This window comes from Pseudomonas asturiensis (assembly GCF_900143095.1).
Classification (GTDB): domain Bacteria; phylum Pseudomonadota; class Gammaproteobacteria; order Pseudomonadales; family Pseudomonadaceae; genus Aquipseudomonas; species Aquipseudomonas asturiensis.
This window is the reverse complement of sequence record NZ_FRDA01000003.1, coordinates 408,959-429,640: the sequence shown is the minus strand read 5'-3', so window position 1 is coordinate 429,640 and position 20,682 is coordinate 408,959. Positions and strand designations below refer to the sequence as shown.

Genomic DNA, 20,682 nt, shown 5'->3' with positions numbered 1-20,682 from the left:
AAATCCCGGCACCGTGAGGTGGCCGGGATTTTTTTTGCAGGTACCTCTGACCGGTTACATCTCGACTTGCGTACCCAGTTCGATCACGCGATTGAACGGCAACTTGAAGAAACGCAGGTTGCCGTTGGCGTTCTTGAGCATGAAAGCGAACAGCGCCTCACGCCAGCGGGCCATGCCGACCATCTTGGACGGAATGACGGTCTCGCGACTCAGGAAGTAGGTGGTGCGCATCGGGCTGAAGTCCAGCTCGGCCAGATGGCACAAGGCGAGCGCAGCAGGCACATCCGGCTCGTCGATGAAACCGAAGTGCAGGATGACGCGGTAGAACCCCTCGCCGTAGGACTCCACTTCAAAGCGCTGCTGGGCCGCAACCCTCGGTGAATCCTCGTAGACCACCGTCAGCAGCACGACCTGCTCGTGCAACACCTGGTTGTGCAGCATGTTGTGCAACAGTGCATGCGGCACGGCGTCCGAACGCGCAGTCAGAAACACCGCCGTGCCTTGCACGCGATGCGGCGGCTGCACCCGAATGCTGCCAATGAAGATCGGCAGCGGCAGACCGCCTTCGTCGATACGCTCCGCGAGCAACTGTTTGCCGCGCTTCCAGGTGGTCATGAGAATGAACAGCACAGCGCCCGCCAATACCGGAAAGGCACCGCCCTGAAAGATCTTCGGTACGTTGGCCGCGAAGAACAGACCATCGACCAGCAACAGACCAATCAACAACGGAATGGCCAGCAACGGCGGCCATTTCCACAGCAGCAGCATGACCGAAGACACCAGAATGGTGGTGCAGAGCATGGTTCCGGTCACCGCCACGCCGTAGGCAGAGGCCAATGCACCAGAGGATTCGAAACCGATCACCAGCATGATGACGCCTGCCATCAGCGCCCAGTTCACCGCGCCGATGTAGATCTGACCCTGCGCGTCGCTCGACGTGTGCTGGATATACATGCGCGGGATGTAACCGAGCTGAATGGCCTGCAGCGTCATGGAGAACGCCCCGGAAATCACCGCCTGCGAGGCAATGATCGTTGCCATGGTCGACAGGCCGATCAGTGGCAGCAACGCCCAGCCCGGCGCCAGCAGATAGAATGGATTGCGAACGGTCTCGGGATTGCCCAGCACCAGCGCTCCCTGACCGAAGTAGTTGAGCAACAAAGCAGGCAATACGAGGATGAACCAGGCCCGCGAAATCGGCTTGCGGCCGAAGTGCCCCATGTCTGCGTAAAGAGCTTCGGCACCGGTCAGCGCCAGCACCACAGCGCCGAGAATCGCGACACCGATACCCGGATGGATGATAAAGAAGTGAACGCCCCAGGCAGGATTCACCGCCTTGAGCACTTCCGGCGACTGCATGATGCCGTAGACACCGAGCGCACCCAGCACCACAAACCACGTCACCATGACCGGACCAAACAGCACCCCGATGCGCGCCGTGCCGTGGCGCTGAATCAGGAACAACCCGATCAGCACCACCAGCGCCATAGGCACTATCCAGCGCTCCAGCCCATCGAACGCAAGCTCAAGACCCTCCATCGCCGACAGCACCGAAACGGCAGGCGTGATCATGCTGTCGCCATAGAACAGCGCCGCACCGAACAGACCGAACACCACCATGAGCATTTGCAGTTTGGGGTATTTGGCCGTAGCCCTGCGCGCCAGCGCCGTCAGCGCCATGATGCCGCCCTCACCCTGATTGTCGGCGCGCAGGATAAAGACCATGTACTTGAAGGACACAACCCAGATCAGCGACCAGAAAATCAGCGACAGCACACCCAGAATCGCGTCGTGCGTAACCTCGACCCCATAGCCGCCCTGAAACACCTCTTTGAGCGTGTACAGCGGGCTGGTGCCGATATCGCCATACACCACACCCACCGCAGCGATCAGCAGCCCTACGGGCCTGGCCGCCGTTCCAGAACCTTCATGACTGTTTGTTTGACTCATCCACTACTCCCGGAAACCAGACATGAGGTTCAATCCACTATGAACTTCACAACGCGTAACAATTCAGATCCGCCCAGACATTGACACGCCTTGACGCGATGGCGCGAAGCATAACGCAGCGGTGGGTGTAATTCTCTTCCAAGACGGAGTGACGCGCGTGTCTAAAGCAAAAATGATCGCCTCAGCCGCACTGTAGGTGGAGAAAATCGTTCTTTCCCGGGAAACGGCTTAACCTCCCCAACCAGCACTCGTCGTAATTCTCGTCCTAACGCTGGTCATCGCGCCCACTCATCGCTAGAATTGCGCACTTTTTGATCAGAGGCGCAACCAAGCGCCCAATCGGTGCCTGCACGCAGTGTCCAGGCCCCTTAACGCCGAGGTTCGCCATGTCCACCGTCACCACGCCATCCGCCCCAAAGGTCGGATTTGTCTCACTGGGTTGTCCGAAAGCGCTCGTCGATTCAGAACGCATCCTGACTCAGCTGCGCATGGAAGGTTACGAAGTCGTTCCGACTTATGAAGACGCCGACGTGGTTGTCGTCAACACCTGCGGTTTCATCGATACGGCCAAGGCTGAGTCGCTGGAAGTGATCGGTGAGGCGCTGGCGGAAAACGGCAAGGTGATCGTGACCGGTTGCATGGGCGTTGATGAAAGCGTGATCCGCAAGGTGCACCCGAGCGTATTGTCGGTCACCGGGCCTCAGCAGTACGAGCAGGTCGTCAATGCCGTGCACGAAGTCGTCCCGCCGCGCCACGACCACAACCCGCTGATCGATCTGGTGCCGCCACAAGGCATCAAGCTGACCCCGCGTCATTACGCTTACCTGAAGATCTCCGAAGGCTGCAACCATAGCTGCAGCTTCTGCATCATCCCGTCGATGCGCGGCAAGCTGGTTAGCCGTCCGGTGGGCGATGTACTGGATGAAGCCAAGCGTCTGGTCAAATCCGGGGTGAAAGAGCTGCTGGTTATTTCCCAAGACACCAGCGCGTACGGCGTGGACGTCAAGTACCGCACCGGTTTCTGGGATGGCCAACCGGTCAAGACCCGCATGACCGAGCTGTGCCAGGCTTTGGGTTCCATGGGCGTCTGGGTTCGCTTGCACTATGTGTACCCGTACCCGCACGTCGACGAACTGATCCCGTTGATGGCTGCCGGCAAGATCCTGCCGTACCTGGACATTCCGTTCCAGCACGCCAGCCCCAAGATCCTCAAGCTGATGAAGCGCCCTGCGTTCGAAGACAAGACCCTGGCCCGCATCAAGAACTGGCGCGAGCAGTGCCCGGACCTGATCATCCGCTCCACCTTCATCGTCGGCTTCCCCGGCGAAACCGAAGAAGACTTCCAGTACCTGCTGGACTGGCTGACTGAAGCCCAGCTGGACCGCGTCGGCTGCTTCCAGTACTCGCCGGTAGAAGGTGCGCCCGCCAATCTGCTGGACGCCGCCATTGTGCCGGACGATGTCAAACAGGACCGTTGGGATCGCTTCATGGCCCACCAACAGGCCATCAGTGCTGCGCGTCTGCAGATGAAAATCGGCCGGGAAATCGAAGTGCTGATCGACGAAGTCGATGAGCGCGGCGCAGTCGGCCGCTGCTTCTTCGATGCGCCTGAAATTGACGGTAATGTGTTTATCGGTCTGGAAGACGACAGCACCGTCAAGCCAGGCGACAAGATCATGTGCCGCGTGACAGACGCAGACGAATACGATCTGTGGGCTGAAATCATCTGATCATCGCTCCCGCTCCATGAGAAAGCCCTGCCCTTCGAAACGGCAGGGCTTTTTCGTTTGATTTCGTGGTCTATTCACAGACAGATCAATGGGAGCAATGGCCTGATGGAGTTCTACTTTCCAGACAAGAACGACTACCCGGCTTTGGTGGACGTATGGGAACGCTCGGTACGTGCGACCCACGACTTTCTGCCGGACGCCTACATCACCCTGCTGAAGGACCTGCTGCTGCGGCAGTATCTGGACGGCGTGACGCTGTTTTGCACCCGCGACGCGCAACTGAACATTACCGGCTTCGCGGGCGTTAACCGAAGCAAGCTGGACATGTTGTTCATCGACCCCGAACACCGGGGCCACGGGCTCGGCAAACAGCTGCTGGCCCACGCCATCGCGCACTTTCATATCCGTGAACTGGATGTGAACGAACAAAATCCACAAGCATTCGGCTTTTACCTCAAGCACGGTTTTACAGTGTTCAGCCGCTCTGAGGTCGATGGCCTGGGGAACCCATACCCGATGCTCAGAATGCACCTGACCCGCCGCCACTGATGTCGTCGGACGACCAATTGTAATGTTGCCGCGATTAACCGGGCGCAGGCGGTTACAATGGCGCCTTTCTCATCAGTAAACGGCTTCTTTCATGACAGACCCCATTCGCCTCTCCAAACGCCTCATTGATCTGGTCGGCTGCTCCCGCCGGGAGGCCGAACTGTTTATTGAAGGCGGCTGGGTCACCGTGGATGGCGTGGTGGTCGATGAGCCACAGTTCAAGGTCGATACCCAGAAGGTCGAGCTGAGCCCCGACGCCAAGGCCGACTCGCCGGAGCCGATCACGATCATTCTGCACAAGCCCGCCTCCGCCACCGCTGAAAGCGCCCTGCAGATGATCACGCCGGGCACACTTTCAGAGGAACACAGCTACGGCAAGCGCCCGCTCAAGGGCCACTTTCTGCGCCTGGAAACGACTTCCAGCCTGCAGGCCAACGCCAGCGGCCTGATGGTGTTCAGCCAGGACTGGAAAATCCTGCGTAAACTCACCGACGACCGCAGCAAGATCGAACAGGAATACGTGGTGGAAATCTCTGGCGAGATGGTCGCTCACGGCCTGAACCGTTTGAACCATGGCATGACGTACAAAGGCAAGGAACTCCCGAAGGTGAAAGCCAGCTGGCAGAACGAGAACCGCCTGCGTTTCGCCATGAAAAATCCGCAGCCTGGCGTCATCGCCCAGCTCTGCGAGGCCGTTGGCCTGAAGATCGTTTCCATCCGCCGCATCCGCATCGGCGGCGTGTCCATGGGCAAGTTGCCTGAAGGGCAATGGCGCTACATGACGACCAAAGAAAAGTTCTAACCCCCCATTACATGGCGCACGGGCTTGTTCGTGCGCCGTCAGAAGACTTACAGGACTCACGCCTCATGATGAACAACGATGTATTGCGCAGCGTGCGCTACATGCTCGATATCAGCGATAGCAAAATTGTCGAAATCACCGGACTGACGGGCTTTGAGGTCTCCAAAAGCGACGTCATTGCGTTCATGAAGAAAGAGGAAGAAGAAGGCTATCTGGATTGCAGCGACGAAGTCATGGCGCACTTTCTGGACGGCCTGGTCTATTTCAAACGGGGCAAGGATGAAAGCCGTCCGCCTCAGCCAATCGACCTGCCGATCACCAACAACATCGTCCTGAAGAAGCTGCGAGTGGCCTTCGAACTGAAAGAAGACGACATGCACGCGATCCTCAAGTCTGTCGACTTCCCGGTTTCCAAGCCTGAACTGAGCGCCCTGTTTCGCAAGGTTGGCCACACCAACTACCGCGAGTGCGGCGATCAACTGCTGCGCAACTTCCTCAAGGGTCTGACCCTGCGCGTTCGCGGCTGAGTCGGCCCGCATGACCTATACCGTTTCACCTGTCGGCTACGTGCGCTCCTGCTTCAAGGAGAAGTTCGCCATTCCACGCCAGCCGCACCTCGCGCCGGCAGCGCGCGGCGTACTGGAACTGGTCGCGCCGTTCGATCAGGGCGAGGCGGTGCAGGGTCTTGAGCAGGTCAGCCATGTGTGGCTGCTGTTCATGTTCCACCTGGCGCTGGAAGAAAAGCCGCGCCTTAAGGTCCGCCCGCCTCGCCTGGGCGGCAATCAGTCGATGGGCGTCTTCGCGACTCGCGCTACGCATCGCCCCAACGGCATTGGTCAGTCGGTGGTCAAACTGGACAGGGTTGAAGCAGGGCGTCTGTGGCTGTCGGGGATCGACTTGCTGGACGGCACGCCGGTGCTGGACATCAAGCCCTACGTGCCCTACGCCGACATGATCGACAGCGCGACCAACCTGATGGCCAACGCAGCACCTGAGTTGATCCCTGTGCAGTGGCAGGCTGCCGCGCAGGCTCAGGCACATGAGCACGCCTTGAGGCTGGGCGAGCCGCTGATCGAGTTGATCGAGCAGTGCCTGGCTCAGGATCCGCGCCCGGCGTATCAGGTGCCTACGCCCGAACGACGTTATGGCGCGCAGTTCTGGGATCTGGACGTGCGCTGGCACTACCCGCAGGCAGGCGTCATCTGCGTGCTGGAAGTGGTCCCGGCAACAAAACCGGGACAATAAAAAGCCCGCCTCCCCTGTTCACAGGAGAGGCGGGCTTTTCGATCCGGCTTACTTCTCGACGAACGCACGCTCGATCAGGTAATCGCCAGGCTCGCGCATACGCGGAGAAACGGTCAGGCCGAAGCTGTTGAGCACTTCGCTGGTCTCGTCGAGCATGCTCGGGCTGCCGCACAGCATGGCGCGATCATCCTGAGGATTGATCGGCGGCAGGCCGATGTCGGTAAACAGCTTGCCGCTGCGCATCAAGTCGGTCAGACGACCTTCGTTCTCGAACGGCTCACGGGTCACCGTCGGGTAGTAGATCAGCTTGTCGCGCAGCGCTTCACCGAAAAACTCGTTCTGCGGCAGGTGCTCGGTAATGAACTCACGATAGGCGACCTCGTTCACGTAACGCACGCCGTGGCACAGGATGACTTTCTCGAAACGCTCATAGGTTTCAGGGTCCTGGATCACGCTCATGAACGGCGCCAGGCCTGTGCCGGTGCTGAGCAGGTAAAGATGCTTGCCCGGCTTGAGGTCGTCCAGCACCAGCGTGCCCGTAGGCTTCTTGCTGATGATGATCTCGTCGCCTTCCTTCAAATGCTGCAACTGAGAGGTCAGCGGGCCGTCAGGCACCTTGATGCTGAAGAACTCCAGATGCTCTTCCCAGTTAGGGCTGGCAATCGAATACGCACGCATGAGCGGGCGACCGTTTGGCTGCTGCAGACCGATCATGACGAACTGACCGTTCTCGAAACGCAGACCAGGGTCGCGGGTGCACTTGAAACTGAAGAGGGTGTCGTTCCAGTGGTGGACGCTGAGGACACGCTCGTGGTTCATGTTGCTCATGTACGTGGGAACTCCTGAAAATTTCGTGCGCGCAGGGGCACAGCGCTATTGCGCGACATTCTAGTGGCAGACACAATATCTGTTAAATGAATTATCAAGATATGGGTTATCGGTTATATAGATATGCGATTCACTCTTCGTCAACTTCAAGTATTTGTCGCCGTCGCCCAGCAGGAAAGCGTGTCGCGCGCCGCTGTGCTGCTTTCACTCTCGCAGTCGGCTGCCAGCACCTCGATCACCGAACTCGAACGCCAGTCCAGTTGCCAACTGTTCGACCGCGCCGGCAAACGACTTAGCCTCAACGCCACAGGTCGCCAGCTGTTGCCACAGGCAGTTGCCCTGCTCGATCAGGCCAAGGAAATCGAAGACCTGCTTAACGGCAAGTCGGGGTTCGGTTCACTGGCGGTCGGCGCGACACTGACCATCGGCAATTATCTGGCCACGCTGCTGATCGGCGGCTACATGCAGCGCCACCCGGAAAGCCAGGTAAAGCTGCACGTTCAGAACACAGCTCACATCGTGCAGCAAGTTGCGCATTACGAGATCGACCTGGGTTTGATCGAGGGCGACTGCAGCCATCCGGACATCGAAGTGCAATCGTGGGTCGAGGACGAACTGGTGGTGTTCTGCGCGCCGCAACATCCGCTGGCCAAGCGCGGCCAGGCCACACTTGAAGAGTTGACGCGCGAAGCATGGATTCTGCGAGAACAGGGTTCAGGCACACGACTCACGTTCGATCAGGCCATGCGTCATCATCGCAACGGGCTGAACGTCAAACTGGAACTGGAACACACCGAAGCCATAAAACGCGCAGTTGAATCAGGGCTGGGGATTGGCTGCATTTCCAGACTGGCGCTGCGTGATGCGTTTCGTCGCGGCAATCTGGTCGAGCTGACGACACCGGATCTGGACCTGTCGCGGCAGTTCTACTTCATCTGGCACAAGCAGAAATACCAGACGTCCGCGATGCGCGAATTTCTGGATCTCTGCCGGGCGTTTACGGCCGGTGTGCAGCGCAGTGACGAGATTGTGCTGCCGAGTCTGTACTGATCGGCATCAGCCCAACAGAACGATGGCCCATACCAGGCCGATCATGCTCAGTGCAATAAACTGTGCCGCGCTGCCCATGTCCTTGGCATTCTTGGACAGCGGATGCAGATCCAGCGAGATGCGGTCGATTGCGGCTTCGACGGCCGAGTTAAGCAACTCGACGATCAACGCCAGCAGACACACCGCTACCAGCAGCGCATGCTCGCCCTTGCTGACGCTCAGGAAAAACGACAGAGGAATCAGTACCACGTTGAGCAGCACCAACTGACGAAAAGCGGCTTCGCCCTTGAAGGCGGCCGTCAGACCATCCAGAGAATAACCTGCGGCATTAAGGATTCGTTTCAGACCGGTTTGGCCTTTGAAGGGCGACATAGAGAGGCTGCTGTACAGTGAGGATGAGGAAAGCTAAGGGAACACAGGTCAAAAAAGCGTGAACATTTTATCTGACTGGCATTTAGCTGGCTGAAATGGATTCGAGTTGTTGCAGTAGCAGTGCAGCCTGGGTTCGGGTACGCACGCCCAGCTTACGAAAGATCGCCGTCACATGGGCCTTGATCGTGGCTTCCGAAACGCTCAGCTCAAACGCGATTTGCTTGTTCAACAAACCCTCACACACCATGGTCAATACTCTGAATTGCTGTGGCGTCAGGCTGGCGAGGCCCGCACTGGCCGCCTTGGCCTCGGCGGACACGCTGATGGTTTCGTTGACCTGCGGCGGCCACCAGACATCGCCCTCCAGCACCGTCCGCACTGCATGCTGAATGGCTTCAAGCGAACTGGACTTGGGAATGAACCCGCTGGCCCCGAATTCCCGGGAGCGAACAACGATGGACGCTTCTTCCTGCGCTGAAACCATCACCACCGGAATCTGCGGATATTGCCCGCGTAACAGCACCAGACCGGAGAAACCGTAAGCGCCCGGCATGTTCAGGTCCAGGAGGACCAGATCCCAGTCAGCCTTTTGTGCCAGACAAGACTCCAGTTGCGCGATGCTTTCCGCCTCGACCAGCCGTGCGTCAGGCCCCAGGCCGATGCTCAACGCCTGACGCAGCGCACTGCGAAACAGGGGATGATCGTCGGCGATCAGGATGTCGTAGGTCATGTGTTGATCCTGTTTTTATAGTGAGGGCCAGCCATGCAGGCCGCTCAGCAAGGCATCCGGAAATGCCTGCAATTCACGGTACCACATCAGGCAGGTGCAGCACCAAACCCAGTGAATCGGCGTCCAAGCGGCGCCAAGCATGCCCAGCAACACCATGTCGGTCAAGCATCAAGCGCCCCGGAGATAACAACGAGATGGCATTCGGCCAACAAGTGCCGTGACAGACGCTTCAGTGGCTACAGAAAAGCTTTCAAATGCGTGTGTGCCGCGTCATCCGGATCGATCGGCCGCTGGTACTTGGCACCCAGGTAGTGCGCACTGAAGACGTCCAGATACGCATCCAGCACACCACTGGCGTTGTTATCATCGGCCAGCTCAAGACACAGCGCGGCCACCTCGGCCGTACAGAAGTGATCGTCCCGCCTGGAGCGGCGCAACCGGTAACGGGAAATCTGCTCCGGTTCAAGGCTCAGCACTGGAAACTTCTCAAGATAAGGGCTCTTGCGAAACATCTTGCGCGCTTCCGTCCATGTCGCGTCCAGCAAAATGAATAAAGGACGCTTACCGTCTTCGCGGACCACCTGGGTGACTACCCGCTCCCTGGCCACAAACTCGCCGGGGAAGACGATGTACGGTTGCCACTGCGGGTCGTCCAGCAACGCCAGCAACTGTTCGTCCACATCGATGCGCGACCAGCCAAACGCGTGGGTGTCCTTGATCACATCGGCGATCAGCCAGCCGGTATTGGTCGGTTTCAACGGCTCGGTGTCGTACATCAACAGACACATACCCGAATCGGCTGCCACGCTGGGCCGCCACGCACATAGACAATAGCTGAAGATCACCCGGCAATCCGGGCAGCGCGGCGCCCGTGAGCCTCGGGCAATAAAGGGCTTGGTGCTACGGGCCAGACGCTCATCGCGCAGGCGGGAGACAGCGTGACTCATTGCAGCACGCGCCAACAGAAGGAATGCATCGACACCACGAGAACTCGGCAGGATTAAAGTGCGCGCAGTTTATCAGAGCTGCCGGCCGTACAACCCTAGGCTGCGTGAAGACTCCTGTCTTATACTGCTGCGCCAGTGAAACCCGCAGTCGGCAGGTTACCGGAACGCACTTTGAAGTCGCTGGTCCAACGGCCAGCCACTTAATCAGGAGAGTTTAATGCTGCGCCTCATCGCCCCTACCCTTACGCTTTTGCTCGTTGCTCCTCTGTGCGCCCAAGCGGCGTCGAAGCAGGAGTTCGAACTCAGCAAGATGCTGGAAAAAGTCGCGAAGGAAAGCAGCGTCGGTACGCCTCGTGCGATCAACGAAGACATTCTGGATCAGGGCTACACTGTCAACGGCAAGGAGCTGATCAATCACTTGAGCGTACGCGAAGGCCAGGCGCAGCAGATGCGCGCCAATCCGGATGCGATGCGCAACCAGTTGGGCAACAGCGTGTGCCACAACAACGGCTTTCGCCAGTTGATGACCAAAGGTGCAGTGCTCAAGTATCAGTTCACCGAGTACAAGACCAACCGCCCGGTTGCTACCCAGACTTTCCAGGCCTCGGACTGCACGGTCAAACCCAAGCAGTAAGCATCAAAGAAAGTCTCCCCGTGCGCCTGTCCATCAGGCGCACTCTGTGCTCATCTAGAGACATCCTGTAACGCCGCGCCTCTGACGACGAACGGAGAAACGGTGGCCTTTTCGAAATAACCGGCACATCATCGATTCGACAGCCGAGGCAGGCTGGCGCTATAAACGTCTGACAGCCAACCTGTAATGTTCAGGCACATGAACACCAGGAGTGACACGTTCGTGTGCATCAATCGTTTCTTGACCCAAGGAAACAGACAGAATCTGTGCGGTCAGACGTTGGCGTGATAGCCATCATCGCCAATCGACTTCGACCGGATCGACGATTCTGCAGGAGGAGAAATCTTGAATGCCGTATGTACCTAACGATCTTCTGTCGCAACACTTTCAAAGCAATGGCCTGGACCTGACCGGCAAGATTGAAGAACACATCCATCAGGTTGCCCCAGGCAGCCCTAATCTGGCGCTTTACCGAGACATGATACTGACCGTTCTGCGCATGGCTCAGGATGACAGCAACCGCTGGAACGCCAAGATAACGCTGCAAACCCTTCGCGAACTGGACAGTGCCTTCAGAGCACTTGAGCGATTCAAGGGGCGACGCAAAGTCACCGTATTCGGCTCGGCCCGAACGCCCATGGAACATCCGCTCTATGCGCAGGCTACGGAGTTGGGCGCAAAGCTGGCGCAGTCCGACATGATGGTGATCACCGGCGCAGGCGGCGGCATCATGGCAGCAGCTCACGCAGGAGCAGGTCTGAATCACAGCCTGGGTTTCAATATCACCCTGCCTTTTGAACAACATGCCAATCCCACGGTAGAAGGCACAGAAAACCTGCTGCCCTTCCACTTCTTCTTCACGCGCAAGTTGTTCTTCGTCAAAGAAGCCGATGCCCTGGTGTTATGCCCAGGCGGTTTTGGCACACTGGATGAAGCACTGGAAGTGCTGACGCTGGTTCAAACCGGTAAAAGTCCCCTGGTACCCATCGTGCTGCTGGATACGCCGGGCGGCAGCTTCTGGCAAAGTGCGCTGGACTTCATCAAGAACCAGCTGGCGGACAATCATTACATTCTTCCGGCCGACATGAAGCTGATGCACCTGGTGTACAGCGCTGACGAGGCTGTCGAAGAGATAAACCGGTTCTACGCGAACTTCCACTCCAGTCGCTGGCTGAAGAACACGTTCGTGATCCGCATGCACCACGCCCTTAGCCAGCAAGCACTTGAGCACCTGCAAGAAGCGTTTGGCGACCTGTGTTTGAGCGAAAACTTTCACCAGCATGAATATCAGGACGAGGAACACGACGAGGCCCAGTTCAGCCACCTGACCCGGCTCGCATTTACGTTTACCGGGCGTAATCAGGGCCGTCTTCGGGAGCTGGTGGACTACATCAACCTGCCGGAAAACTGGTCAAAACCATCAGGTGAAAAACAGCCGACTCACGAACGTGAGCCGTTGAAGGCCTGACGTCAATCATCCCCGCCACGGCCGCTCAACAGGCGGCCGATCATGTCCAGCGGGTACCCTCGATAGTTCAGAAAACGCCCCTGCTGAGCACGCTCACGCGCGTCGGCAGGCATCCTTCCGGCAAACTTTCGCTGCCAGGTTTCCTGAAGCTTTTCTTGCCAATCCACACCGCACTCTCTCAGCGCCTGTTCGATATCAGACCGTTGCAAACCCCGCTGGCTGAGCTCTTCACGTATGCGCACAGGACCATAGCCGGAACGAGACCGATAAGAGACGAAGCTTTCGAGATAGCGGGATTCAGAGAGCAGGCCTTCCTCGATCAGGCGATCAAGCTCGGCTTCGATGTGCTCGGGGGAAGCGCCGCGCTGACGCAATTTTCGCGTCAGCTCGACTCGACCATGCTCGCGTCGCGCGAGCAGGTCCATTGCAGTTCGCCTGACGGCGACGGGTGTATCAAGCACGACAGACATGAGTATCAGATATCGGCGTCTGCTTCAGCCATGTCATCAGCCACTGCTGGCTCGCGGGAACCGACAGCCTTGGTGTCGACGCCTGGCTTCAACAGCTTGTCGCGAATCTGCTTCTCAAGGGCGTTACCGATTTCCGGGTTATCCGCCAGGAACTTGGCCGAGTTGGCTTTACCCTGACCGATCTTGCTGCCCTGATAGCTGTACCAGGCACCAGACTTCTCGACAAAACCGTGAAGCACGGCCAGGTCGATAATTTCGCCATTCAGGTAGATGCCCTTGCCGTAAAGGATCTGGAACTCTGCCTGACGGAATGGCGGAGCCACCTTGTTCTTCACGACCTTGACGCGGGTCTCGCTGCCGACCACTTCGTCGCCTTCCTTCACAGCGCCTGTACGACGGATATCCAGACGTACCGATGCGTAGAACTTAAGAGCGTTACCACCGGTAGTGGTTTCCGGGCTACCGAACATCACACCGATCTTCATGCGGATCTGGTTGATGAAGATCACCAGGCAGTTGGCGTTCTTGATGTTACCGGTGATCTTGCGCAGGGCCTGCGACATCAGACGAGCCTGCAGGCCCACGTGCATGTCGCCCATCTCGCCTTCGATTTCCGCTTTCGGAACCAGAGCAGCAACGGAGTCGACCACGATCACATCGATGGCGTTGGAACGCACCAGCATGTCGGTGATTTCCAGTGCCTGCTCGCCCGTGTCGGGCTGCGAAACCAGCAGGTCGTCGACGTTGACGCCCAGCTTGCCCGCGTATTCAGGGTCCAGTGCGTGCTCGGCATCGACGAACGCGCACGTTGCGCCCATTTTCTGGGCTTGTGCGATGACAGACAGTGTCAGCGTGGTTTTACCGGAAGATTCCGGACCGTAAATTTCAACGATCCGGCCTTTTGGCAAACCGCCGATCCCGAGCGCGATATCCAGGCCAAGCGAACCGGTGGAAATGGAAGGGATCGCCTGGCGGTCATGGTCACCCATGCGCATTACGGCACCTTTACCGAATTGACGCTCGATCTGACCCAAGGCCGCAGCCAAGGCTTTCTTCTTGTTGTCGTCCATTGAAGTCCTCACGTAATCAAATTCAATTAGGGCCTTGATGGCCACAACACCTGTATAAGTAGACAGTATTATTCCACAGGGATCGGCGCTCGCCTACCCCTGTTTTGGCATTTCTCCAGAAGCGAGTGCGATGAGCCCCTCTAGAGCGGCCTTTACCGTTTGTCGGCGTACTTGCTCACGGTCGCCATCGAACCCGTAGCGCGTGGCGACCAGGACGTCACCGTCGCCCCAGCATACCCACACGGTGCCTACCGGCTTGTCGACGGAACCGCCACCCGGCCCTGCCACGCCGCTGACAGCTACACTGAACCGTGCGCCACTTTTGAGCTGTGCACCTCGGGTCATGGCTTCAACCACTTCCTGACTGACCGCGCCGACAGAGGCGAACAAGGCCTCGGGCACATCCAGTTGACGCGTCTTCTGGGTATTGGAATACGTCACATAACCGGCCTCGAACCAGCCAGAACTGCCACCGATGCGCGTAATCGCTTCAGCGATGCCGCCTCCCGTACAGGATTCAGCAGTGGTCACCTGCGCATCAATGGCTTGAAGACACTTGCCTAGCGAGGCGGCTAGCCGGGTTATTTCGTCCACAGTACTTTCCTGTCAAACCTCAACGATGGATGAAAGCCTACGCTTTAATGCAAACGGCTGCACCGGCAGCCGCTTGCCGGATCAAGCGGGCTGCGTGTGTTTTGCGACCGGCTTCCTGACTGTTTCGACGATGGTTTCTCGCGGCCTGCGCTTCGCCTCGTCCAGAGGAATGAAACGCCCGGTGACAGAATCCCTTGCTCGTTTGTTCGCCATATAAAAGTCCTTTTTCATATCCGGCACACCGACAGTCGATGACCGTGCCCCAAGTCTATACAGCAATCGGACGCTCATGGCCGTCCGGAAACCCGAGGTCACGATTGGGCATCCTTCACACCGGAACTGCGCCTGCGCAACGTGCGTGATAACCTTGCGCCCATCGCAAACACTCGGCAGACATCCCTCGGTACACAGAGGGATTACACGCCGCACCCCGAAGTTTGCTCCACACCTCTCAAGAACTTGCCTAACTTACTGATGAATAAAGCAATTTCCGACCTCTCCGCACATACGCCCATGATGCAACAGTACTGGAAGCTGAAGAATCAGCATCTGGATCAGTTGATGTTCTATCGCATGGGCGACTTTTACGAAATCTTCTATGAAGACGCCAAAAAGGCCGCCAAGTTGCTGGATATTACGCTCACGGCGCGCGGCCAGTCGGCAGGCCAGAGCATCCCCATGTGCGGGATTCCTTACCATGCGGCCGAAGGCTATCTCGCCAAACTGGTCAAGCTGGGCGAGTCAGTGGTGATCTGCGAGCAGATCGGCGACCCGGCCACCAGCAAAGGGCCGGTTGATCGTCAGGTCGTGCGCATCATCACGCCTGGCACCATCAGCGATGAAGCGCTGCTCGACGAGCGTCGTGATAACCTGATCGCAGCAGTCCTTGGGGACGAACGGCTGTTCGGACTGGCCGTGCTGGATATCACCAGCGGCAACTTCAGCGTGCTGGAAATCAAGGGTTGGGAAAACCTGCTGGCTGAGCTTGAGCGCATCAACCCGGTCGAGCTGTTGATCCCGGATGACTGGCCTCAGGGCTTGCCGGCCGAAAAACGTCGCGGCTCACGTCGCCGGGCACCCTGGGATTTTGAGCGCGACTCTGCGCATAAAAGTCTGTGTCAGCAGTTTGCGACCCAGGACCTGAAGGGCTTTGGCTGCGAAATGCTCACCCTTGCGATTGGTGCAGCAGGCTGCCTGCTCAGCTACGCCAAGGAAACCCAGCGCACCGCCCTGCCGCACTTGCGCAGCCTGCGCCATGAGCGCCTGGACGATACCGTGATCCTGGACGGCGCCAGCCGCCGTAACCTTGAGCTGGACACCAACCTGTCCGGTGGCCGCGATAACACCCTGCAATCGGTGATGGACCGCTGCCAGACAGCAATGGGCACGCGCCTGCTGACCCGCTGGCTGAATCGCCCGCTACGCGACCTGAGCATTCTGCAGGCGCGTCAGACTTCGATCACCTGCTTTCTGGAACGCTATCGCTTCGAGAACCTGCAGCCGCAACTGAAAGAAATCGGCGACATCGAGCGGATCCTCGCGCGGATCGGCCTGCGTAACGCACGCCCGCGCGACCTTGCACGCCTGCGTGATGCGTTGAGCGCCCTTCCCGAACTGCAACTGGCGATGAGCGAACTGGAAGCGCCCCATTTGCAACAACTGGCGCGTACTGCCAGCACCTATCCTGAACTGGCCGACCTGCTGCAACGAGCAATCATCGACAACCCACCTGCAGTGATCCGCGACGGCGGCGTTCTGAAGACCGGTTACGACGCCGAGCTGGACGAGCTGCAATCGTTGAGCGAAAACGCCGGCCAGTTCCTGATTGATCTGGAGGCGCGCGAGAAGGCCCGAACCGGCCTGGCCAACCTGAAAGTCGGCTACAACCGCGTTCACGGTTATTTCATCGAACTGCCGAGCAAGCAGGCTGAACAGGCGCCAGCCGACTACATTCGCCGTCAGACCCTCAAGGGTGCCGAACGCTTCATCACCCCGGAACTCAAGGAGTTCGAAGACAAGGCGTTGTCTGCCAAAAGCCGTGCACTGGCTCGGGAAAAGATGCTCTACGAGGCCTTGCTTGAAGACCTGATCGGCCATCTTGCGCCGCTGCAGGACACGGCAGCGGCATTGGCTGAACTGGATGTACTGAGCAACCTGGCCGAGCGCGCGCTCAACCTGGACCTCAACTGCCCGCGCTTTGTGGCAGAGCCTTGCATGCGCATCGAGCAAGGCCGTCACCCGGTGGTGGAACAGGTACTGTCGACACCCTTCGTGGCCAATGACCTGGCGCTGGATGACAGCACGCGCATGCTGGTCATCACCGGCCCGAACATGGGCGGTAAATCGACCTACATGCGTCAGACCGCCTTGATCGTCCTGCTCGCTCACATCGGCAGCTTCGTGCCTGCCGCCCAGTGTGAACTGTCGCTGGTCGACCGGATATTCACGCGGATCGGCTCCAGTGATGACCTGGCAGGTGGACGCTCGACGTTCATGGTGGAAATGAGCGAGACGGCCAACATTCTGCATAACGCGACCGACCGTAGTCTGGTTCTAATGGATGAAGTGGGTCGCGGCACCAGTACCTTCGATGGTCTGTCGCTGGCCTGGGCTGCGGCAGAATGCCTCGCCCAGTTGCGGGCCTACACCTTGTTCGCCACACACTACTTCGAGTTGACCGTTCTGCCGGAAAGCGAGCCACTGGTCAGCAACGTGCATTTGAATGCCACCGAACACAACGAACGGATCGTGTTCCTGCACCGTGTCCTCCCAGGGCCTGCCAGCCAGAGCTATGGTCTGGCTGTCGCACAGTTGGCCGGGGTTCCAGGCAAAGTCATCACGCGCGCCAAGGAGCACTTACAACGTCTGGAGACCACCAGCCTGCCCCATGAGCAACCCCGCGCCAAACCGGGCAAGCCAGCGGCACCCATGCAAAGCGATCTGTTCGCCAGCCTGCCTCACCCGGTCCTTGAGGAACTGTCGAAGGTCAAGGTCGACGACCTCACCCCGCGTCAGGCGCTTGATTTGCTATATACATTGCAAACTCGACTGTGACGCGAGCCGTTACATGCTGTTAGAATCCCGCGCGGTCTGGGATGCGCTCAGCTTTTAGCCTGGCTGAGCAGCCGTTCAAGCCGCGTGAAGACGCAGCGAACCAAGGGTGAGTGGCATGCGATGCAGCAGGGCCCTCATCAAAAGCACGTGTTTTCATAGGGCCGGGAACCGTCCCGAACCTGGCAACCCTGTCTGGAAGGGCTCTGCCGCAGCCGCCTGAGGAGAGAATTAGAAATGACCTTCGTCGTCACCGACAACTGCATCAAGTGCAAGTACACCGACTGTGTGGAAGTCTGTCCGGTGGACTGCTTCTACGAGGGACCGAACTTCCTGGTGATTCACCCGGACGAGTGCATCGACTGTGCTCTCTGTGAGCCTGAATGCCCTGCACAGGCGATTTTCTCTGAAGACGAGATTCCGGCCGGTATGGAAAATTTCATCGAGCTGAACGCAGAGCTTGCCGAGAAGTGGCCGAATATCACAGAGAAGAAAGACGCGTTGCCGGATGCAGCAGACTGGGACGGCACGAAAGACAAGATTGAACATCTGGAACGCTAGACTCCAGACAACAAAAAAGGCCCTCTTGAGGGCCTTTTTTGTTTATCAGAATCCGATGATCCTGATGTAAAAAGGGGCGGTTTGACCCGCCCACGTTTTTTCCCTAATCCCTGTAATCCCTTTTCATCATCCTGATGAATCGCCTCCCGCGATGTCCTCGACCTTCATCCTTGAAAGCGTGTGCCGGTCCGTTGGTACGGGTTCGATACTAGTGGTTTGACGCGCAGAAACAACAGGGCAAGCGCGCCAAAATATTTCCGATCGCAGCGAATACTGATAAAAAAGCAAAACGAAATCAGGTACTTGGATGCTATGAGGACCTGTATGTGCATTTAATCGTACCTGGAAAACCTTGATCGCCTACAGGCTGCGTACGCAATTGCCTACATGATATTAGTGCTCTGACCTCAGCACTTTGGCCTGCGCAGTCGAGGCCATGCCGACGCCCGCAGGCACTGTCGATGTGAAGGAATGGCAGTGAAATGACGAAAGCCATATAAAAAGCCGATATGAATGTGGAATTCATATCGGCTTTTTATGACGCGGGGATGGGTTACTGGAACAGCGACTCGCTCGAAAGACCATTTTTTTCGAGGATCTCACGAAGGCGCTTGAGGCCCTCAACCTGAATCTGCCGTACACGCTCGCGCGTGAGACCAATTTCCAGGCCTACATCTTCAAGGGTACTGCTTTCATGACCTCGAAGGCCGAAGCGGCGTATGACAACCTCACGCTGCTTTTCGGTCAGCTCGGACAGCCAGAGATCGATACTCTGTGAAAGATCGACATCCTGCAGAAGCTCACAGGGATCTGTAGGACGGTCGTCCGTAAGCGTATCGAGCAGAGTCTTGTCCGAGTCTGGTCCCAGCGAGACATCAACGGAAGATACACGCTCATTGAGCCCAAGCATGCGCTTGACCTCGCCCACCGGTTTTTCCAGCAGATTGGCGATTTCTTCAGGGGATGGTTCGTGGTCGAGCTTTTGGGTCAGCTCCCGGGCGGCACGCAGATATACGTTAAGCTCTTTGACCACATGAATCGGCAACCGGATGGTCCGGGTCTGATTCATGATTGCCCGCTCGATGGTCTGACGAATCCACCAGGTGGCGTAGGTCGAGAAGCGGAAACCGCGCTCTGGATCGAACTTCTCTACAGCCCGGATAAGACCCAGATTGCCTTCTTCGATCAGGTCCAGCAATGACAGCCCACGATTGACGTAGCGCCTGGCGATCTTGACCACCAGCCGCAGATTGCTCTCAATCATGCGTTTGCGCCCAGCCGGATCACCACGTTGCGACAAGCGTGCAAAGTGGACTTCTTCTTCCGGAGACAGCAGGGGAGAGAAACCTATTTCATTGAGATACAACTGGGTAGCGTCGAGCGCCCGAGTGTAATCAATATATTTGTGTTGTTTGAGCGATGATGTAGACGGCTTCGCCTTCGCACGACCCGAGGCGGCAGTAGACGGCTGCTTCTCGTTCGGCGATTCCTCAAGGACAATGCCAGCTTCCATGAGGAGCACGTCATCATCGATGTCAAACTCCGGCGCTTCGTTGCTAAGAGCCATTGTTATAGTCCTTTGGTGAGTTCGACCTCAAGCTCCAGCGACGCCTATTTCCGTGGCAACGCTTGAGCCTGTTCCTTCTGCGCCAGGAACAGGCCGACAACACTCAACGGCGTGGCAAGAATCCGAGCGGATCTACAGGCTTTCCTTGACGGCGAATCTCAAAATGCAGTTTCACCCGGTCAGTTCCTGTTGACCCCATTTCGGCAATCGTCTGCCCTGCCTTGACTTGCTGCCCTTCCCGAACCAAGAGCCTGCGGTTATGACCGTAGGCACTGACGTAGGTATCGCTGTGTTTGATGATGATCAATTCGCCGTAGCCCCGTAATCCACTTCCGGCGTAAACGACCGAACCATCAGACGCTGCCAAAACAGGCTGTCCCAAATCACCGGCGATATCAATTCCTTTATTCAAACTACCGTTTGAAGAAAATTTTCCTATCAATATGCCACTCGAAGGCCAGGTCCACCCGCTCGGAGACTTGCCCGCCGGGCCCGTTGCAGTGGTTGCCGAAGGCGGTATGACAACAGGTACGACCGCGACCGGCTTGGAAATCACCGTGGTTTTTACCGAGCCTGAACTACTGGTCGTGGTGGAGGTGCTGGTGACCGGGCGACCCGCATCAGGTGCGGACGCTATACCCTGCGTTGAAGAAGAGCGTCCGTCAAAGCGAATGGTCTGACCGGGTTTGATGGTAAACGGCTCCGGGATCTGGTTACGGGCGGCCAGCGCCTTCCAGTCCCAGCCATAACGAAACGCGATTGAAAAAAGTGTATCTCCGCGTTTGACCACATACTGGCCCGTCGTGACTGCCGGACGTTGAGGCACGGAGTTGCCGTTACGATCGACAACGCGAACGCCGCCCGAAGGCGAACTGGAACAGCCGACCAAGAGGACACTGAGAGCAATGCCAATCAACAGACGCTGATAACTTCTTGAAGACCTGAGCTGCTGAATGACTGTGTGACTCACCCGCCACTCCCTTTACTGGTGACTGAATTCAAAAGATGCCTATTGTGCCGCAAGTGCGGCGGGCAACCAGTACTTAACTGCGTCAAAACCTTAT

General features: G+C 57.8%; 20 protein-coding genes. 10 read left to right on the top strand and 10 right to left on the bottom strand.

The window, feature by feature from the left end:
* Positions 1-54: 54 nt before the first annotated feature.
* On the bottom strand, positions 55-1,950 hold the full coding sequence (locus BUB69_RS07690; protein ID WP_073164121.1) for a potassium transporter Kup: 1,896 nt from the start codon (positions 1,948-1,950) through the stop codon (positions 55-57).
* A gap of 386 nt (positions 1,951-2,336) precedes the next feature.
* Here BUB69_RS07690 and rimO point away from each other — a divergent pair, with 386 nt between their 5' ends.
* From rimO to tsaA, 5 genes are all read left to right on the top strand, one after another.
* Positions 2,337-3,680, top strand: a complete 1,344-nt coding sequence (rimO, locus tag BUB69_RS07685) for a 30S ribosomal protein S12 methylthiotransferase RimO (protein WP_073164118.1) — start codon at positions 2,337-2,339, stop codon at positions 3,678-3,680.
* Positions 3,681-3,785: 105 nt separating this feature from the next.
* Positions 3,786-4,229, top strand: a complete 444-nt coding sequence (locus tag BUB69_RS07680) for a GNAT family N-acetyltransferase (protein ID WP_073164115.1) — start codon at positions 3,786-3,788, stop codon at positions 4,227-4,229.
* Between the two features lie 91 nt (positions 4,230-4,320).
* Positions 4,321-5,031 (top strand): rRNA pseudouridine synthase, encoded by a 711-nt coding sequence (locus tag BUB69_RS07675; protein ID WP_073164112.1) that lies wholly within the window; start codon positions 4,321-4,323, stop codon positions 5,029-5,031.
* Between the two features lie 65 nt (positions 5,032-5,096).
* Positions 5,097-5,558 (top strand): YehS family protein, encoded by a 462-nt coding sequence (locus tag BUB69_RS07670; RefSeq protein ID WP_073164108.1) that lies wholly within the window; start codon positions 5,097-5,099, stop codon positions 5,556-5,558.
* A 10-nt stretch (positions 5,559-5,568) separates the two neighbouring features.
* On the top strand, positions 5,569-6,276 hold the full coding sequence (tsaA, locus tag BUB69_RS07665) for a tRNA (N6-threonylcarbamoyladenosine(37)-N6)-methyltransferase TrmO (protein ID WP_073164104.1): 708 nt from the start codon (positions 5,569-5,571) through the stop codon (positions 6,274-6,276).
* Between the two features lie 48 nt (positions 6,277-6,324).
* On the opposite strand, the gene fpr is transcribed toward tsaA, so the two are convergent.
* Positions 6,325-7,104, bottom strand: coding sequence for a ferredoxin-NADP reductase (gene fpr / locus BUB69_RS07660; RefSeq protein ID WP_024686210.1), 780 nt, complete (start codon positions 7,102-7,104; stop codon positions 6,325-6,327).
* A gap of 123 nt (positions 7,105-7,227) precedes the next feature.
* On the opposite strand from fpr, the gene BUB69_RS07655 reads away from it, so the two are divergent.
* Complete coding sequence (locus BUB69_RS07655; protein ID WP_004879099.1) at positions 7,228-8,154, top strand: LysR family transcriptional regulator; 927 nt, start codon at positions 7,228-7,230, stop codon at positions 8,152-8,154.
* Between the two features lie 6 nt (positions 8,155-8,160).
* On the opposite strand, the gene BUB69_RS07650 is transcribed toward BUB69_RS07655, so the two are convergent.
* The 3 genes from BUB69_RS07650 to BUB69_RS07640 all read right to left on the bottom strand — a co-directional run bounded on the left by BUB69_RS07650 (position 8,161) and on the right by BUB69_RS07640 (position 10,203).
* Positions 8,161-8,526 (bottom strand): diacylglycerol kinase, encoded by a 366-nt coding sequence (locus tag BUB69_RS07650; RefSeq protein WP_073164101.1) that lies wholly within the window; start codon positions 8,524-8,526, stop codon positions 8,161-8,163.
* A gap of 82 nt (positions 8,527-8,608) precedes the next feature.
* A complete protein-coding gene (gene erdR / locus BUB69_RS07645) occupies positions 8,609-9,256 on the bottom strand; it encodes a response regulator transcription factor ErdR (RefSeq protein WP_073164098.1) in 648 nt (215 codons plus the stop codon).
* Positions 9,257-9,492: 236 nt separating this feature from the next.
* Complete coding sequence (locus BUB69_RS07640; protein ID WP_073164093.1) at positions 9,493-10,203, bottom strand: tRNA-uridine aminocarboxypropyltransferase; 711 nt, start codon at positions 10,201-10,203, stop codon at positions 9,493-9,495.
* A 217-nt stretch (positions 10,204-10,420) separates the two neighbouring features.
* Here BUB69_RS07640 and BUB69_RS07635 point away from each other — a divergent pair, with 217 nt between their 5' ends.
* Entirely contained in the window at positions 10,421-10,837 is a 417-nt protein-coding gene (locus BUB69_RS07635; RefSeq protein ID WP_024686206.1) for a quorum-sensing-regulated virulence factor family protein, read from the top strand.
* Positions 10,838-11,186: 349 nt separating this feature from the next.
* On the top strand, positions 11,187-12,305 hold the full coding sequence (locus BUB69_RS07630; RefSeq protein WP_073164088.1) for an LOG family protein: 1,119 nt from the start codon (positions 11,187-11,189) through the stop codon (positions 12,303-12,305).
* 2 nt (positions 12,306-12,307) lie between these two features.
* Here BUB69_RS07630 and recX read toward each other — a convergent pair whose 3' ends face one another.
* The 3 genes from recX to BUB69_RS07615 form a co-directional block, all read right to left on the bottom strand.
* On the bottom strand, positions 12,308-12,775 hold the full coding sequence (gene recX, locus BUB69_RS07625; protein ID WP_073164085.1) for a recombination regulator RecX: 468 nt from the start codon (positions 12,773-12,775) through the stop codon (positions 12,308-12,310).
* A gap of 5 nt (positions 12,776-12,780) precedes the next feature.
* Positions 12,781-13,845: a recombinase RecA gene (gene recA / locus BUB69_RS07620; protein ID WP_024686203.1), complete on the bottom strand. Its 1,065-nt coding sequence runs from the start codon at positions 13,843-13,845 to the stop codon at positions 12,781-12,783.
* Positions 13,846-13,938: 93 nt separating this feature from the next.
* Positions 13,939-14,439, bottom strand: coding sequence for a CinA family protein (locus BUB69_RS07615; RefSeq protein ID WP_073164082.1), 501 nt, complete (start codon positions 14,437-14,439; stop codon positions 13,939-13,941).
* Between the two features lie 486 nt (positions 14,440-14,925).
* Between BUB69_RS07615 and mutS the strand changes: the two genes are divergently transcribed.
* Together mutS and fdxA are read left to right on the top strand one after the other, a co-directional pair.
* Positions 14,926-17,493 carry a DNA mismatch repair protein MutS gene (mutS, locus tag BUB69_RS07605; RefSeq protein ID WP_175561667.1) on the top strand — a complete coding sequence of 856 codons (2,568 nt, stop codon included), beginning with the start codon at positions 14,926-14,928 and terminating at the stop codon, positions 17,491-17,493.
* A gap of 234 nt (positions 17,494-17,727) precedes the next feature.
* Positions 17,728-18,051 (top strand): ferredoxin FdxA, encoded by a 324-nt coding sequence (gene fdxA / locus BUB69_RS07600; protein WP_073164070.1) that lies wholly within the window; start codon positions 17,728-17,730, stop codon positions 18,049-18,051.
* Positions 18,052-18,604: 553 nt separating this feature from the next.
* On the opposite strand, the gene rpoS is transcribed toward fdxA, so the two are convergent.
* Both rpoS and BUB69_RS07590 read right to left on the bottom strand, forming a co-directional pair.
* Positions 18,605-19,618, bottom strand: coding sequence for an RNA polymerase sigma factor RpoS (gene rpoS / locus BUB69_RS07595; protein ID WP_024686199.1), 1,014 nt, complete (start codon positions 19,616-19,618; stop codon positions 18,605-18,607).
* Positions 19,619-19,721: 103 nt separating this feature from the next.
* Complete coding sequence (locus tag BUB69_RS07590; RefSeq protein ID WP_073164067.1) at positions 19,722-20,588, bottom strand: peptidoglycan DD-metalloendopeptidase family protein; 867 nt, start codon at positions 20,586-20,588, stop codon at positions 19,722-19,724.
* Positions 20,589-20,682: the final 94 nt, after the last annotated feature.